The organism is Micromonospora sp. NBC_01796 (assembly GCF_035917455.1).
GTDB lineage: Bacteria > Actinomycetota > Actinomycetes > Mycobacteriales > Micromonosporaceae > Micromonospora_G.
The window spans coordinates 4359744-4376003 of record NZ_CP109078.1; the positions used below are offsets into that span (position 1 = coordinate 4359744).

At 71.0% G+C, this 16260-nt stretch carries 12 protein-coding genes; 5 read left to right on the forward strand and 7 right to left on the reverse strand.

From position 1 onward, the window contains the following. Positions 1–54: 54 nt before the first annotated feature. Positions 55–1449, forward strand: coding sequence for a nitrilase-related carbon-nitrogen hydrolase (locus OIE47_RS20105; protein ID WP_326556093.1), 1395 nt, complete (start codon positions 55–57; stop codon positions 1447–1449). Here OIE47_RS20105 and treZ read toward each other — a convergent pair. The 4 genes from treZ to OIE47_RS20125 all read right to left on the reverse strand — a co-directional run bounded on the left by treZ (position 1433) and on the right by OIE47_RS20125 (position 8765). Then, entirely contained in the window at positions 1433–3166 is a 1734-nt protein-coding gene (gene treZ, locus OIE47_RS20110; protein ID WP_326556094.1) for a malto-oligosyltrehalose trehalohydrolase, read from the reverse strand. The two genes, OIE47_RS20105 and treZ, sit on opposite strands and share 17 nt — an antisense overlap. After that, a complete protein-coding gene (gene treY, locus OIE47_RS20115; RefSeq protein ID WP_326556095.1) occupies positions 3163–5472 on the reverse strand; it encodes a malto-oligosyltrehalose synthase in 2310 nt (769 codons plus the stop codon). The genes treZ and treY overlap by 4 nt, the downstream gene beginning before the upstream one ends. 1 nt (position 5473) lies before the next feature. After that, positions 5474–7591 (reverse strand): glycogen debranching protein GlgX, encoded by a 2118-nt coding sequence (gene glgX / locus OIE47_RS20120; RefSeq protein WP_326556096.1) that lies wholly within the window; start codon positions 7589–7591, stop codon positions 5474–5476. A gap of 133 nt (positions 7592–7724) precedes the next feature. Next, entirely contained in the window at positions 7725–8765 is a 1041-nt protein-coding gene (locus OIE47_RS20125; protein ID WP_326563169.1) for a sigma-70 family RNA polymerase sigma factor, read from the reverse strand. A gap of 82 nt (positions 8766–8847) precedes the next feature. Here OIE47_RS20125 and OIE47_RS20130 point away from each other — a divergent pair, with 82 nt between their 5' ends. Then, positions 8848–9210 (forward strand): VOC family protein, encoded by a 363-nt coding sequence (locus OIE47_RS20130; RefSeq protein WP_326556097.1) that lies wholly within the window; start codon positions 8848–8850, stop codon positions 9208–9210. Between the two features lie 2 nt (positions 9211–9212). Next, positions 9213–9833 carry a DinB family protein gene (locus OIE47_RS20135; RefSeq protein WP_326563170.1) on the forward strand — a complete coding sequence of 207 codons (621 nt, stop codon included), beginning with the start codon at positions 9213–9215 and terminating at the stop codon, positions 9831–9833. A gap of 256 nt (positions 9834–10089) precedes the next feature. Here the strand turns inward: OIE47_RS20135 and OIE47_RS20140 are convergent, their stop codons facing one another. The 3 genes from OIE47_RS20140 to OIE47_RS20150 are packed head-to-tail and all read right to left on the reverse strand — an operon-like array spanning position 10090 to position 12559. After that, on the reverse strand, positions 10090–10506 hold the full coding sequence (locus OIE47_RS20140; protein WP_326556098.1) for a hypothetical protein: 417 nt from the start codon (positions 10504–10506) through the stop codon (positions 10090–10092). A gap of 31 nt (positions 10507–10537) precedes the next feature. After that, positions 10538–11842: an MFS transporter gene (locus tag OIE47_RS20145; protein WP_326556099.1), complete on the reverse strand. Its 1305-nt coding sequence runs from the start codon at positions 11840–11842 to the stop codon at positions 10538–10540. A 60-nt stretch (positions 11843–11902) separates the two neighbouring features. Then, on the reverse strand, positions 11903–12559 hold the full coding sequence (locus OIE47_RS20150; protein ID WP_326556100.1) for a hypothetical protein: 657 nt from the start codon (positions 12557–12559) through the stop codon (positions 11903–11905). Positions 12560–12939: 380 nt separating this feature from the next. Here OIE47_RS20150 and OIE47_RS20155 point away from each other — a divergent pair, with 380 nt between their 5' ends. After that, on the forward strand, positions 12940–14856 hold the full coding sequence (locus tag OIE47_RS20155) for a sigma-70 family RNA polymerase sigma factor (RefSeq protein ID WP_326556101.1): 1917 nt from the start codon (positions 12940–12942) through the stop codon (positions 14854–14856). Positions 14857–15179: 323 nt separating this feature from the next. After that, positions 15180–16223, forward strand: a complete 1044-nt coding sequence (locus OIE47_RS20160) for a glycoside hydrolase family protein (RefSeq protein WP_326556102.1) — start codon at positions 15180–15182, stop codon at positions 16221–16223. Positions 16224–16260 lie beyond the last annotated feature (37 nt).

The window sequence follows — 16260 nt, forward strand, 5'->3', positions numbered from 1 at the left end:
GATTGGCTCTCGCCGGCGATTCGCCGTGGCCGTCCGGCAAGGAGCATCGGAGCCATGATTCGACGCTGCCTCGCCGCCTTCCTGCTCTCCGCCGTGCTGTTCTGGTTGGGCACCGGATTGGCACCGATCCCGTGGCTGACCTGGCTGGCGCCGTTGCCGGTGCTGCTGCTGGCGGCGCGCGTACCGGCGCGGACCGCCGCCCTGGTGGCCTTCGGGGCCTGGTTGTTCGGTGGCCTGAACCTGTGGAGCTACCTGTACGGCAGCATCGGGCTGCCCGGACCGGTGCTGGCCGGCTACCTGATCGGGTTGGCGCTGCTGTTCCCGTTGGCGGTGCTGCTGTGGCGTGCGTTGGTGGTGCGTGGTCGGTATCTCCTGGCGGTCGTGGCGATGCCGGCGGCGTGGTCGGGCGCCGAGTACCTGGTCTCGCTGGTCTCACCCGCCGGTGCGTTCTGGAGTGTCGCGTACACCCAGACCGATGTGGCTCCGGTGCGCGGGATCGCCGCCGTGACCGGCATGTGGGGCATCAGTTTCCTGGTCATGGGCGCGTCCACCACGGCCGCGGTGGCGTTCGCCCCCGGGGTACGCCAGCGGCTGCCGATCGCCGGCCTCGGGCTGGCGTTCGCCACCGTGCTGCTCGCCTGCGGCCTCTGGCCCGCCCCGACGGAGCCGGGACCGACCGTGGCGCTCCTCGCCATCGAGCAGAGCGTGGATTCGCTACCGGTCGACTCGGTCGAGGGGGACCGACTGCTGGCACGGTACGCCGATCAGGTGCGGGCCGCCGGTACGGAGGTGGCGGTGCTGCCGGAGAAGGTGTTCGCGGTCGACGACCTGCCCGCGTTCACGGCGCGGTTGGCGCCGGTGGCGGTGCAGAGCCGGACCGATGTTGTCGTCGGCCTGGTGCACGACGGCTACAACTCCGCCATGCTGTTTCCCGCCGACGGCACCACCCCGACGATCTACCACAAGCAGCATCTCGTCCCCGGGCTGGAGGATCACCTGCGGGCCGGCCGGTCGAGTGTGATCGTCGACGGTCGGGGGCTCGTGGTCTGCAAGGATCTCGACTATCCGACGGTGGGGCGCGAGTACGCCCGGCGGGGTGCCCGGTTGGTGCTCGTACCCGCGTTGGACTTCGACCGGGACGCCTGGCTGCACTCGCGGATGGCGATCATGCGAGGGGTGGAGAGCGGCTTCGTGGTCGCCCGGAGCGCCGATCAGGGTTACCGCACCCTCAGCGACGCCCGGGGCGAGGTGGTGCTCGGCGACCGGGCGCCGCTGCCGGTCGGACCGACGCCGTACGCCCGGCTCGGTGACTGGTTCGCCTGGATGTGCCTGCTCGTGGCGCTGGCCACGCTCACGCGGGTCGTACGTCCGGCCGGGGCGACGGGCACGACCGCCGCGACCGTCGGGTACGACCGACCGGCCGGTGTCGGGGTCAGACCGCGACGATGACGGCGGACTCCGGTGGAAGCTCGACCCCGTTGCGGGTCACGATCGCCCCCGGGCCGGTGGCCAGCAGGACCGTGCGCACCACACTGGCGAGGTCGATCCGTTGCGACTTGCCGGCCAGGTTCGCCGCGATCACAGACCGGCCCCGGCGGACCACCACGAACCGGTCGCCGTAGCGTGCGTCGACCCGGTCCAGCCGGGGGTCGGACAGGTCGGGGCGGCTGCGGCGCAGCGCGATCAGCCGACGGTAGAAGTCGAGCATCTCCCGGTGTTCCGGTTTGTCCAACTCGGCCCAGTCGAGCCGGGACCGGGCGAAGGTCTGCGGGTCCTGCGGGTCCGGCACCTCACCGTCGGACCAGCCGTGGGCGGCGAACTCCCGGCGGCGGCCGGTCGCCACGGCGGCGGCCAACTCCGGCTCCGGATGGCTGGTGAAGAACTGCCACGGTGTGCTCGCCCCCCACTCCTCGCCCATGAAGAGCATCGGTGTGAACGGGGCGGTGAGCAGCAGGGTGGCGCCGACCCGTTGCAGGCCGGGGGAGAGCGACGCGGAGAGCCGGTCCCCGGTGGCCCGGTTGCCGATCTGGTCGTGGTTCTGCAGGTACGCGACGAACCGGTGCCCCGGCGTCCGGTGCCGGTCGACCGGGCGGCCGTGACTGCGCCCCCGGAAACTCGACCAACCACCGGAGTGGAAGAACGCCCCGGTGAGTACGTCGGCCACCGACTCCAGCGAACCGAAGTCGGCGTAGTAGCCCTGTTCCTCACCGGTCAGCAGGGTGTGCAGCGCGTGGTGGGCGTCGTCGTTCCACTGCGCGTGCAGGCCGAACCCGCCCGCCTCCCGAGGGGTGATCAGCCGGGGGTCGTTCAGGTCCGACTCGGCGATCAGCGACAGCGGTCGGCCGACGTGGGTGGAGAGCGCCTCGACCTCGGTCGCCAACTCCTCCAGCAGCGGAATCGCCCGCTGGTCACGCAGGGCGTGTACGGCGTCCAGGCGCAGCCCGTCGAGGTGGTAGTCGCGCAGCCACATGATGACGCTGTCGACGATGTAGCGGCGTACCTCGTCGGAGTGGGGGCCGTCGAGGTTGACCGAACGCCCCCAGGTGTTGCTCGTCTCGGCCAGGTACGGGCCGAACAGCGGTGCGTACGCCCCCGAGGGACCGAAGTGGTTGTAGACGACGTCGAGGATCACCCCGAGGCCACGTGCGTGGGCCGCGTCGACCAGCCGTTTCAGCCCGTCCGGCCCACCGTAGCCATGGTGCGGGGCGAACCAGCAGACCCCGTCGTACCCCCAGTTGTGCTCGCCGTTGAAGGCGTTCACCGGGAGCAGTTCGATCAGGTCGACCCCGAGTTCGACCAGGTGGTCCAGCTTCTCGATGGCGGAGTCGAAGGTCCCCTCCGGGGTGAAGGTGCCGACGTGCAACTCGTACAGCACCCCGCCGGGCAGTTGCCGTCCGGTCCACCGCTGGTCCGACCACGCGTACGCAGAGTGGTCGTAGACCCGGCTGCACCCGTGCACCCCCTCGGGCTGCCAGGCCGACCGTGGATCGGGCAGCGCCCGGTTGTCGTCGTCGAGCAGGTACGCGTAGTCGGTGCCCGGTCCGGCGGTCGGTACGTCGACCCGCCACCAGCCGTCCGGGTCGGCCACCATCTCGTGGTCACCGGCTCCGACCAGGCGCAGACGTACGCGGACCGCTTCCGGTGCCCAGACCGTGAACTCGGTCATGATGTCTCCACGGGCTCGCTTCGGGTGAGCAGTGCCACCGGGTAGTCGGCCAACAGTTCGGCCAGGAGGACCCGTCCGCCACTGTAGACGCGGCCGGTGAACAGCTCGGTTACATGATTAACGGACGGTGACAACCAGGTGCCGCCCCACCCGCCGCCCCGGGCCAGGCCCACCGGCAACCGGGTGGCGACCGCGATCACCCCGCCCCGGTCGAACGCGACCGCGTGTTCGGCGGCCGGCCCGTGCACCGGCACCGGGCGGTAACCGGTGAAGAGTTCGGGCCGGTCCCGGCGCAGGCGCAGGGTACGGGAGACGACCATCAGCTTCGCCGCGCCGCTGGCGTCGACCGGTGGCCGCCAGCCGCCGTCGAGGCGGTCGAGCAGTTCCCGCCGTACGGCGAAGTCGACCGGGCGCCGGTTGTCCGGGTCGACCAGGGAGTTCTCCCACAGCTCGGTGCCCTGGTAGGTGTCCGGCACCCCCGGCATGGCGAGCTGCACCAGTTTCTGGCCGAGCGAGTTGGACCAGCCCGCAGGGGTGATCCGGTCCACGAAACCGGTGATCTCGGCGTGCAGGTCGGGGTCGTCGTACATCCGGTCGACCAGGGCGTGCAGGGCGTTCTCGAAGACCGGGTCCGGGTCGGACCAGCTCGTCGAGGCCGCCGCCTCCCGTGCCGCCTTCTCCGCGTACGCGTGCAGCCGGTCCCGGTCGATCGGCCAGGCACCGACCGCGGTCTGCCACATCAGGTGCGCCAGACTCGGGTCGGGCAGCGGTTCGCGGGCCATCCAGTCGCGTACCTGCCGGGCCCAGTCGCGGGGAACCTCGGCGAGTACGGCCAACCGGGCCCGGACGTCCTCCCCGCGTTTCGTGTCATGGGTGGAGAGGGTGGTCATGCCCGCCGGCCAGTGCGCCTGGCGGTCGGTGGCCGCCCGGTGGAACTCCGCCGGTGACACCCCGAACTGGGCCGGGCTGCCGCCGACCTCGTTGAGCGCCACGAACCGGGTCCACCGGTAGTAGGCGGTGTCCTCCACACCCTTCGCCATCACCGCCCCGGTGAACTGCGGGAACCGCAGGGCCAACTCGTCGTCGGGGTCGCGCAGGTGGGCGGTGATCGCGTCCAGGGTGGTGGTCAGGTCGGGGCGGCGCCGCCCTGCCTCGGACCGGGCCATCGCCAGGTGCCGGGCACCGTGCGGCGGGTAGCCCCGGTAGACGGGGAAACACGCCGCCAGCTCCGCGAGCGCGGCCCGGGCGGACTCCCGTGGGACCTCCGGCACCAGCAGGGCCAGCCGGTTCAGCTCGGCGGCGAGCAACGTGGTGGCGACCACCCGCTTGCACCGGTGCATCAGCGACGGCCACGAGGTGGGGCGGCCGGTGAGGGTGGTGTCCAGGACGGTGAAGTCGCCGGCCGCCACCGGGTCGACGAACAGGCCGCAGATCGCGGCGAGGGACTCGTACCCGGTGGTGCCGTCGACCGGCCAGTCCGGCAACTCCTCGCCGTACTCCAGGATCTTCTCCACCACGAGCCAGGCGTCCGGCGCGGCGGCCCGGAGCCGGTCGAGGTACCCGGCCGGGTCGCGCAGGCCGTCGGGGTGGTCGACCCGGATGCCGTCGACGTCGCCCTCGGCGACCCAGCGCAGGATCTCGGCGTGGGTGGCGGCGAACACCTCCGGGTCCTCGACCCGCAACCCGGCCAGGTCGGAGACGGCGAAGAACCGCCGGTACCCGAGTTCGTTGTCGCCGCGCCGCCAGGAGACCAGCTCGTAGTGCTGCCGGTCGTGGACCTCGCGCGGGGTGCCGCCGGCGGTGCCGTCGGCGATCGGGTAGCGGTGTTCGTGGTAGCGCAGCTCGCCGTCGGCGAGCTTCAGGTCGGCGAGCGCGTCCGGGGTGTCGGCGAGGACCGGGAGCAGCAGCCGGGGCCGCGACCAGTCGATGTCGAACCATTTCGCGTACGCCGACGCGCGTCCCCGACGCAGCACGTCCCACCAGGCCGGATTCGCCACCGGTACGGCGACCCCGGCGTGGTTCGGGACGATGTCCACGACCAGGCCGAGCCCGGCTTCGCGCAGCGCCTGCACGAGTCGCCGCCGACCGGCCTCGCCGCCGAGTTCCGGGTTCACCGCGCGCGGGTCGACCACGTCGTAACCGTGGGCGGAGCCGGGGGAGGCGGTCAGCAGGGGCGCGCTGTAGAGGTGGGTGACGCCGAGGTCGGCGAGGTAGCCGGCGAGGCCGGCGGTGTTGTCCAGGTCGAATCCGGGGCGGACCTGCACCCGGTAGGTCGCCGTGATCCGGGGGTACGCGCCCGTCGGCATGTCACACCATCCTCTCCAGCGCTACCAGGCAACGGTCGGGCACCCGTACGGTTCCGCCGGTGTCGATCACCGTCGGTTCGTCGGGGTCGGGTTCGGCGGTGCTGACGACGCGTTCCCACTTCTGCCCGAACTCCCCGCCGGGGAGGATGAAGTCCAGTGCCGCGTCGTGTGCGTTGAACAGCAGCAGGAACGAGCTGTCCCGGTGCCGTTGGCCGTACTGGCCGCGTTCGCGGATGCCGTCGCCGTTGACGAACAGGGCGATCGCCCGGCCGAAGTCGTTGCCCCAGTCCTCGCCGGTCATCTCCCGCCCGTCCGGGGTGTACCAGGCCAGGTCGGGGATGTCGGCGTCGGCGGAACGGGTGCGTACCGGCAGGCCGGTGAAGAAACGCCGCCGGTGGAAGACCTGGTGCCGGGCCCGGAACGCGGACAGCGTACGGACGAAGTCCAGTAGCTGTTCGTCGACGTTCTCCCAGTCGACCCAGGCCAGCTCGTTGTCCTGGCAGTAGGCGTTGTTGTTGCCGTGCTGGGTCCGGCCCAGTTCGTCGCCGTGCCCGATCATCGGTACGCCCTGCGAGAGCATCAGGGTGGCCAGGAAGTTACGCCGTTGCCGGGCCCGCAGGGCGAGCACCCCGCTGTCGTCGGTCGGCCCCTCGACCCCGCAGTTCCAGGACCGGTTGTGTCCCTCCCCGTCCCGGTTCTCCTCCCCGTTGGCATCGTTGTGCTTGTCGTTGTACGACACCAGGTCGGCGAGGGTGAACCCGTCGTGGCAGGTGACGAAGTTGATGCTGTGGAACGGCCGGCGCCCGTCGTCCTGGTAGAGGTCGGCGGAGCCGGAGATGCGGGACGCGAACTCGGACAGGGTGGCCGGCTCGCCGCGCCAGAAGTCCCGGACGGTGTCCCGGTACTTGCCGTTCCACTCGGTCCAGACCGGCGGGAAGTTGCCCACCTGGTAGCCGCCGGGGCCGACGTCCCACGGCTCGGCGATCAACTTCACCCGGCTCACCACCGGGTCCTGCTGGACCACCTCGAAGAAGGTGGAGAGGCGGTCGACGTCGTAGAACTCCCGGGCCAGGGTCGCGGCCAGGTCGAACCGGAACCCGTCGACGTGCATCTCCTGCACCCAGTACCGCAGCGAATCCATGATCAGTTGGAGCGAGTGCGGGCTGCGTACGTTGAGGCTGTTCCCGGTGCCGGTGTAGTCGACGTAGTACCGCCGGTCCTCCTCCGAGAGCCGGTAGTACGACGGGTTGTCCACGCCCTTGAAGGAGAGCGTCGGGCCGAGGTGGTTGCCCTCGGCGGTGTGGTTGTAGACCACGTCGAGGATCACTTCGATGCCGGCCGCGTGCAGCGCCTTCACCATGCCCCGGAACTCCTGCACCTGCTGGCCGAGTCGGCCCATCGCCGAATAGCCGTGGTGCGGGGCGAAGAAGCCGATGGTGTTGTAGCCCCAGTAGTTGCGCAGCCCCAGGTCGGACAGGCGGTGGTCGTGCACGAACTCGTGCACCGGCATCAGCTCGATCGCGGTCACCCCGAGCCGGGTCAGGTGCTCGATGATCGCCGGGTGGGCGATCCCGGCGTACGTGCCGCGCAGCTCCTCCGGGACCTCCGGATGCCGCCGGGTCAGCCCGCGTACGTGCGCCTCGTAGATGAACGAGTGGTGGTACGGCGTACGCGGGGGCTTGTCGTTGCCCCAGTCGAAGTACGGGTTGACCACCACGGCCTTCGGCATGAACGGCGCCGAGTCGGTCTCCGACATCCGGTCCGGGTCGGCGAGGTCGTAGTCGTAGACCGCCGGGTCCCAGGTCACCTCACCGTCGACGGCTTTCGCGTACGGGTCGAGCAGCAGCTTGTTCGGGTTGCACCGGATCCCGTTCGCCTGGTCGTACGGCCCGTGCACCCGGAAGCCGTAGCGCTGCCCAGGCTGCACCCCCGGCAGGTACGCGTGCCAGACGTACGCGTCGACCTCCTGGAGCTTGACCCGCCGCTCGGCCCCGAGGTCCCACTCGTCGAAGAGGCAGAGTTCGACCGATTCGGCGACCTCCGAGAAGATCGCGAAGTTCGTACCCGTGCCGTCGTAGGTCGCTCCCAGCGGATACGGTTCCCCCGGCCAGACCTGCATGCTGCTCCTTTGCCCCACGGTCAACGAGGCGACGGGCAGCGGTAGCCCGGCGCGCACGCGGGTAATGCCCAGCCGCCGTCCGCGCCAATCCACCCGTTCGCAACACGTGCGGTGAGGAAGCCCTCGCCCCGGGTCAGGGTAGCGAGGCGGGCAGCCCGAAGGGCGCGAACTCCTCGGGACTGAGGAACGAGGTGATCTCGGCGATCTGTTCGCCGCGCAGCGTCAGCACGTTGATCCCCCAGGCCAGGTGCGTGGCGGTCGCGCTCTCGCCGACGTAGAACCCCACCGCGGGCTGCCCGTTCGCGCTGGTCGTCAGGTACCGCCAACTCGGGCACCGGGTCAGCGGGACCTCCACGGCGAAGTCCATCACCGCGTCGACGCCGTGGTACCAGTGCTCCAGCGGCGGCATCGACCAGGTGACGTCCTTGGTCAACAGGGCGACCAGGGCATCGGCGTCGCCGCGTTCCATCGCGGTGCAGAAAGCGCCGACGATCTCCCGCAGGCGTCCGTCGTCGATCTCCCGCAGGGTCTGCTGCTGGCTCGGACCGGGAACCTTCTCGGCGACGATCCGGCGGGCCCGTTGCAGGGCGCTGTTCACCGAGGCGATGGTGGTGTCCATCATGGCGGCGATCTCGGCGGCGGAGAAGCCGAGCACCTCGAAGAGCAGGAGTGCCGCCCGCTGGTTGCCGGGCAGGTGTTGCAGGGCGGCGACGAAGGCGAGTTCGACGGCCTCGCGCTGCTCGTAGCGTGCGTCCGGGGCGGCCGGGCCGGTGCCCAGGCCCGCGTCCGGGTACGGGCCGAGCCAGGCTATCTCGGTCAGCGGCCGAGCCAGTACCGCATGGTCGCTGGACGGCCCGAGGTCGACGGGCATCGCTCGCCTGCCACGGGTCTCGACCACGTCCAGGCACGTACGGGTGGCCACGGTGTAGAGCCAGGAGCGCAGCGAGCTGCGGCCCTCGAACCGGTCGAGCCCCCGCCACGCCCGCAGCAGGGCGTCCTGGAGGGCGTCGTCGGCGTCGTGGGTCGACCCGAGCATCCGGTAGCAGTGGGCGTGCAGTTCCCGGCGCAACGGCTGCACCAGGCGGGTGAACGCGGCGTCGTCCCCGCCGCGCGCCCGGTCCAGGTCGTGGTCGGAGGCATCCTGCACGCCCGGGTCCGGGATCGACCGAGAAATGTCGTTCACAACCGATGATTCTGCCCCACCACGGCGGTCTTCCTTATCGACCGAGCAGTAACAGGCACAACATAAGGACATCATGTCTCAGAACGGACAGAACCTGTCGCCCGTGTGGTTCGACATCTCCACCCCCGACGGCCCGCGAGCGCGCCGTTTCTACCAGGACATGTTCGGCTGGCCGGTGAACGTCCTGGACGAGACCTACGCCCTGGTGGGCGGGGAGGGTGGCCCACCGGCGGGCGGGATCGGCCAGGCCGGCCCCGACAGCCCGTACACCGGGATCGTGGTCTACTTCCGGGTCGAGGATGTCGACGCCGCGCTCGCGCGGGCCGAGAAACTCGGCGGCACCAGGACCCTGGAACCGGTCAGCGTGCCGGGGCAGGGGCGGATGGCCGTGTTCAGCGACCTCGACGGCAACCCCGTCGGACTGCTGGGGCCGTGACGATGACCACGGACGCCAAAGAGGATCTTCACCGCTATCTGCGGGAGGCTCGCGAGGACCTGGTCTGGAAGGTGGAAGGGCTTTCCGAACACGACCTCCGCCGGCCGCTGACGCCGACCGGGACCAACCTGTTGGGGCTGGTCAAACACCTGACCACGGTCGAGCTGCTGTACTTCGGATTCGCGTTCGGCCGGAACTTCGCCGAGTTTGTGCCCTGGTACCGGCCGGACCTGGGACCCGACGGGCTTCCCCCCAACACGGACATGTGGGCCACCGCCGACGAGTCCCGCGAGTACGTCGTGGAGCTGTACCAGCGGGTCTGGAAGCACTCGGACGCGACGATCGAGGAACTGGCGTTGGACGCGACCGGGCACGTGTTGTGGTGGCCCGAGCCGGAGAGCCGGGCGACGCTGCACCGGGTCCTGGCCCACGTGATCGCAGAGGTGCACCGGCACGTCGGACACGCCGACATCGTCCGCGAGTTGGTCGACGGCGCGGTCGGACTGCGGCGGGACGACGGTTTCCTGCCACCGGTCGACGAGGCGTGGTGGGAGGACTACCGGAACCGGCTGACGCTGGTGGCGGAACAGGCGCGGGTGGCGGAGCAGGCCGACCGGAACTGAGCCTTACCGGTGGGTGCGCGGTCGATTCGGGGAGGCCGGTGTCGCGGGCCCCGGCCCGGACCATGGCAGTGATCGGGGGTGGTCCGGGCGGGTTCGGTACACCCGGTCTCCCGGGTCGGCCGACCGGCGCCCGGCCGGATGGTCAGCCGGCGAGTCGGGCGGCGTCCAGGTCGATCCGTACCTCGACCGTGGTCGGGTGGTCCGTGCCGAGGATCCGCTCGCACCGGGCAAGGGTGCGCTCGTAGCGGGCCACCGGTCACGCCGGGGCCGCGCCGAAGGTGTTGGTCTGGGTGTTGCCGTCGCCGACCTGGACACCCTGTGAACCGGTGACGGTGACGGCGTACCTGGCGGTGCCGGGAACCCCGGCGTCGGCGAGCAGCCGGCCGATCTCGGCCGCCAGCTCCGGGTCGCCGGCCAGCACCTTCTCCACCTGCGCCCGTACGGCCGCCTGGAGGTCCTCGTCGTCCGGGTGCTCACCGAGGTCGGTGACGGCCGCCTCGATCGCCGGTCGGGACTCCTCCCGCCCGAGCAGCCGGGCGAGCAGGCGGCGGCCCACCTCGACGGTGGAGTTCGTGGCCTCGTCCTGGAGCCGCTGGAGCACCGCGCCCCCGTACGCCACTGCCACCGCGCCCAGGTACGGAAACGCCTGGCTCACCAACACGCCGATATCCACTGTGGGTCACTCCTCCGGTAGCCGGCCGTGGTTAACGGTGTACCACGTCCGCCACACCCCTGTCGGTCCCGACTGCCGGGTCGGCGGGGGACGGGGCCGGGGTCGGGGTGTCGTAGCGGCGGGTCAGCGCCCAGCCGCCGACGAGCAACGTGCCGAGCGCGGACACGCCGAGCGGGATCCGGTAGTCGAGCAGGGCCAGCAGCCCGGCCCCGGTCAGCAGGGTGATCGAGGTCGGGGCGAAGACGAGGGAGTTGGCGGTGGCGGCGACCCGGCCGAGCAGGGCGTGCGGGGTCTGCCGCTGGACCGCGGTCATCGCCGCGATCACCGTCCACGGCAGACCGGCACCCATCAGTACGGCGCTGACCAGCACCGCCGGGGTCCACGGCAGGCAGCGCAGGGCCGTACCGGCGGTGAGCAGCAGGGCGCCCCAGCCGGCGAGCGGCAGTTCGCCGTACCGGGTGAGGAGGCGGCCGGCGAGCAGACCGCCAGCGATCGACCCGGCGCCCTGCACCGAGGCGAGCACTCCGAGGAAGGCGACCGGTCGGTGCAGGCCGTCGTCGACCACCGCGTACTGCACGGCGGTGCCGAGGCCGGCCATCAGCATGCTGACCGTGGCGACCAGTACCACCGCGCGCAGTGGTCGACGCGACCGGAGGAAGCCGAATCCGGTCCGGAAGCCGCCCTGCCGGTCGTGTCCGGCGGCCGATTGCTCGTGTCCGGCGGCTGGATGGTGATGCCCGGCCGCGGAGGGGGATCCTCCTGGCGGGGCGGGCGCGAGGGTGGTGCGGACGGCGGCGTAGAGGCCGGCGGCGACGGCCAGCAGGGTCGCGGTCAGCACCGCGACCGCCGGGCCGCCGAACCGGGTGAACAGGGCGGCGCCGACCAGCGGGGCGATCAGTTTGGTGCCCTCCTGGGCGGTCATCCGCAGCCCGTTGACCTCGCCGAGCTGTTCGTCGGGCAGGGCGGCCGGCAGGACCGCCGCCTCACCCGCGTCCAGCAGGACGTAGCTGACGCCGTAGCCGAGCATCACCGTGTAGAGCAGCCAGAGCTGGTCGGGGGAGCGGACCGCGAGCAGCAGCAGGAGCAACCCGGCCAGGGTCAGGCTGGTCCAGATCAGCAGGGGTCGGCGGGGCAACCGGTCGACCAGGGCACCGAGCACCGGCCCGGCCAGGCTCGGCGCGAACACGCACGCACCGGCGACGGCGGCCAGGCTGGCCGAGCCGGTCAGGTCCATCGCCCACAGCCCGGCGGCGAGCGACATCGCCGTACCGGCGAAACCGGCGACCAGGGAGACGCCGACAAACAGGAACGTGTTGCGGTCCCGGAGCACTCCCACCGTGATACCCCCAGACTTGAGTCAAGTGGGCTCAATCCTGGATGGGGTGCGGTCGGGGTGTCAAGACGGGTTGTCTCGCCCCGCCTCGGTCGGCGGCAGCGGTCGGGCGGCGTCGGCGGCCCGACGCAGCCGGTCGAGAGTCAGCCGCAGCGGTTCCGGCAGTGGAGGGGACGGCGGGACCGCAGGGGCGGCGGCCATCGCGTCGAGATCGGCAATCGCCTCGGTGACCAGCGCATACAGCGCGCCTGGGGCAGCCGTACGGGCCACCTCGATGCTGGTACGGGCCAACGCCGCGCGCGGGTGCCGGGCATCCCAGTCGGGATCGGCGTCGACCTGCCGGTACGCGTTGACAGCGGCCGTACGGAGGCGACGGATGACCACCCCGTACGTGTTGTCAACAGTACGTTGACGTTGCAGTGCGCCCCGTACCTGGACCGGGTCACGCCCGGCCTCGCCCCGCAGCCGCAACCAGCGCTGCTCGGCCGCCTGTCGCGAGGCCAGGCCCAGCGCGGCGGCGATCCGGGCCCAACTCGTCCTTCGCTCCCGCGCCGACTCGATCAGCTCGCGTTCGATCCGATCCAGATCCCCGCGTACGCCGTCCAGCAGCGCCAGCGCCTCCAGCACCTGTTCCGGGCTCGGGTCCGTGGCGGCGGCGGTGGTCGCCAGGATCCGGTGGTCGCGCAGCGACCGGCTGGGCCGCTCACCGGGATGTCCCATGCCCGAGATGCTCCGGCCGGCTGCCCCGAATGTCAACGGATCGTTGTCACTGGTGCCGGGGTTGACAGGCCGTCAGCCGGCTGCCTAGCCTTCGCCCACCAGCCGTACCCATGGGTCCTGACCTGCGTCGCCGCCCGCCGGTGGCGAAACCGGTGGGTCCTGACCTGCGCCGACAGTCGGCGGGGTGAACCGGTGGCGGTGAAACCGTCTCGTCTCCGGTGAAACTGTGGAGGTTTCCGTAATCCGTCGGGCCCGCACCGGTCTCCTGACACGGAGAGGTCGGACGTAGTCCGGCCCGCCGCGCCCCGTGGCTCGGGCGCATCGCGACAATCGGGCGGGCAACCGCACGCGCGGTCACGATCGAAGGGGAGTGAGACACCATGTCCGGAGTCGGTCGGGGCGTACCCGATACCGGAATGGTCATCGCGGCCCAGCGTGGCAACCCGCACGCCCTCGACGACCTGGTGGCGGACTCCCTGCCGCTGGTCTACAACATCGTCGGCCGCGCGCTGCGCGGTCACGTCGACGTCGACGACGTGGTCCAGGAGACCCTGGTACGGGTCGTGCGGCACCTGTCCGACCTGCGCGACCCGGAGGCGTTCCGGCCCTGGCTGGTGGCGATCACCATCCGGCAGATCCGCAACTGGGAACAGCACCGCCGGACCGCCCTGATCCGCGACGCCGGGGTCGAGGCGATCCACGAGGTGCCCGACCCGGCCGCCGACTTCGCCGAGGTGACCATCCTCCGGCTCGGCCTCACCGACCAGCGCCGCGAGGTGGCCGAGGCGACCCGCTGGCTCGACTCCGACGACCAGGAACTGCTCTCCCTGTGGTGGCTGGAGGAGACCGGCGAACTCGACCGGGCAGACCTCGCCGCCGCGCTCGGGTTGAGCGCCAGCCACGCCGCCGTACGGATCCACCGGATGAAGGAGCAGATCCAGACCGCCCGTACGGTCGTCCGGGCGCTGCGCGGTCGCCCCGGCTGCAACGACCTGCGCGTGATGACGGCGGGCTGGAACGGCACCCCCACCCCACTGTGGCGCAAGCGCCTGGCCCGGCACGTACGCGACTGCCCGGTCTGCGGCCGTTACCGCGAGGACTTTCTCCCCATCGACCGGCTGCTCGCCGGGTTGCCGCTGCTCCCGCTGCCGGCCAGCTTCGGCGACCAGGCCGCCGCCGCTGCCGCCGCCCACGCGGGTGCGGCCACCCCGCACGTCGCCGCGACGACCCCCCAGGTCGACGCGGCGAGCGGCGGCACGTCGTGGACACCCGACCCGTCCGCCGTCGACCACTCCGGCTGGCTGGGCCACCTCTTCGCCGGCGGGGCCGGCAAGGTGATGGTCGCCGCCGCCACGGTGGCCACCCTCGTTGCCGGGGCGCTGGTGGTGACCAAGGTGACCGGATCGCCGCCGTCGTCCGCGGCACCACCGGCGGCCGAGGCCAGCGTGGCACGGCCCAGTCCCACCCCGAGCGCGCTCACGCCGACACCGAGCGCGTCGCCGAAGGCGACTCCGACCGCCAGGCCGAGCAGCAAGGCGCCGGCCGCCGGCCCGGCGGTGTCGTCGGCGAAGAAGGGTGTCGCGGTCTGGGACTTCAACGGGGCGAGTCAGGCCCTGGCCAACTCGAAGGCGAGTTGGTATTACACCTGGAACACCGGACATCCGGGAATCACCACCCCGAGCGGGGTGCAGTTCGTGCCGATGATCCGGGACTCGAAGAGTGTGACGGCTGCCGAGCTTGCCCGCGCGAAGGCCGCCGGCCCGTATCTGCTCGCTTTCAACGAGCCGGACCTGGCGGAGCAGGCGAACATGACCCCGGAGGCGGCGCTCGACCTGTGGCCGCAGTTGGTCGCGACCGGTGCCACGTTGGGTAGTCCGTCGGTCGCCTGGGGTGCTGCGGACGCGGGCGGTTGGCTCGACCGGTTCATGTCGGGGGCGAAGTCGCGGGGTCTGCGGGTCGATTTCATCGCCCTGCACTGGTACGGCGGTGACTTCAACACCACCAATGCGGTGAACCAGCTCAAGCAGTATCTGACGGCGGTCTACAACCGGTACAAGGTGCCGATCTGGCTGACCGAGTTCGCGCTGATGAACTTCGTCAACGGTGGTCAGCGTTTTCCGACGCAGGAGCAGCAGGCGGCGTTTGTCACCGCCTCTGCGAAGATGCTCGCCGGGCTGTCGTTCGTGCACCGGTACGCCTGGTTCGGGCTGCCGGCGACGGACAAGGACCAGTCCGGACTGTTCCGTACGGGCACCGAGGCGACCGCCGTCGGCCGCGCCTTCCAAGCCGCCGGCTGAACCGACCCGGCGCAGCCCACAGGGGGCGGCGGTCGGCGTACCGCCGTTTCTTCCCGCGTACGCGCCACGACTCGGGGTGTGTGTCACGGGTGCACTCGTGGATGATTGCCGGTGACAATTGTGTAAGCCGGTTATTCGTTGCCGTGTCCGCGCGCCGTCTGCTCGCGTGAGTCGGGCCGGAGCTTCGGATTACGGATTTAAGACGAAAATAAAAGACCCGGCCCGGGGCTCAGAGTTAAGTGAAAGATAAGGGATCCGAGTCGAGTTCGTCGAGGCTTTCCACGTACTGTTTCCGGCGGACAGAGAAAGGTGTGTGCCCCCGTATGACGTCACGACCCATCCTCGGAAAGCTCCGACCCGTCACCGCGGTTCTGCTGCTCAGTGCGGTGCTGTTCAGCGGTTGCAACAACGCGCCGGTCGTACCCGGAGCTTCGGGTCCGTCGGCCTCGACGTCCGCCTCGTCGTCGACCGGCTCGGGCCCCGCTGGCCCGGCGTCGCCGTCCGGCCTGCCGGGTTCGCCCTCCGCGACCGCGGGTACGTCACCCACCCCGTCGACCGGAAGTACGCCCCCGAAGGCGACCCCGACCGGCAAGCCGAGCACCCAGGCGCCCCCGGCCGGACCGGGTGTCTCGTCGGCGAAGAAGGGTGTGGCGGTCTGGGACTTCAACGGTGCGAGTCAGGCCCTGGCCAATTCGAAGGCGAGTTGGTACTACACCTGGAACACCGGGCACTCGGGCATCACCACTCCGGGTGGGGTGCAGTTCGTGCCGATGCTCTGGGGTGCGAAGAGCGTCACCCCCGGCGAACTCGCCAAGGCTAAGGCCGCCGGCCCGTACCTGCTCGGGTTCAACGAGCCGGACCTGGCCGAGCAGTCGAACATGACCCCGGAGGCGGCGCTCGACCTGTGGCCGCAGTTGGTCGCGACCGGCGCCACGCTGGGCAGCCCGGCCGTCGCCTGGGGCGGTGCGGACGCGGGCGGTTGGCTCGACCGGTTCATGTCGGGGGCCAAGGCGCGGGGTCTGCGGGTCGACTTCATCGCCCTGCACTGGTACGGCGGCGACTTCAACACCACCAACGCCGTCAACCAGCTCAAGCAGTACCTCACCGCGGTCTACAACCGGTACAAGGTGCCGATCTGGCTGACCGAGTTCGCGTTGATGAACTTCGTCAACGGTGGTCAGCGTTTCCCGACCCAGGAGCAGCAGGCCGCGTTTGTCACCGCTTCCACGAAGATGCTCGCCGGCCTGCCCTTCCTCCAGCGCTACGCCTGGTTCGGGCTGCCGGCCACGGACAAGGACCAGTCCGGACTGTTCCGTACCGGCACCGAGGCGACCGCCGTCGGCCGCGCCTTCCAGGCCGCCGGCTGAGTCGAGTACAAGCGGGTCGAGTACAAGCGGGTCGAGT